We start from the raw sequence: 306 nt of genomic DNA, 5'->3' as shown, positions 1-306 counted from the left end.
TAGCAACATGATACGGGTAGCCATGTCATCGATCCTTTCGATTGGCACGGAGCCATTCAAGACGGCAGTAGTCAGGTGCTCTCCCCATAAGCTTTTGCCATCCTGCCAGCGTAGCCCATCGCCGGGCATGTCCATGTCAAGACCCGCAAGAGCGCTTGCGACGCCACTTCGTTGAGCCAACCAGTCGGACTGGACGAATCCCTGGAATCCGAACTCGTCTTTGAGGATGCCGTTCAGCAGTTTGCTGTTCTGGCAACCATAGGAATTGTTGACTTGGTTGTAAGAGCACATGACGGAACGTACACA

The 306-nt window shown here is 53.6% G+C and carries 1 protein-coding gene; it reads right to left on the bottom strand.

Annotation, left to right across the window (positions count from 1 at the left end; all coding sequences use genetic code 11):
- Window positions 1-291: glycoside hydrolase family 3 N-terminal domain-containing protein (locus GSQ74_RS00005; RefSeq protein ID WP_305777727.1), on the bottom strand; the 291-nt coding region annotated here is incomplete at its 3' end.
- Window positions 292-306 lie beyond the last annotated feature (15 nt).

It is taken from the genome of Mucilaginibacter sp. L196 (genome assembly GCF_009765905.1).
GTDB lineage: Bacteria > Bacteroidota > Bacteroidia > Sphingobacteriales > Sphingobacteriaceae > Mucilaginibacter.
Note: the sequence above shows the minus strand (reverse complement) of the source record. Positions and strands in the feature narration are given on the sequence as shown.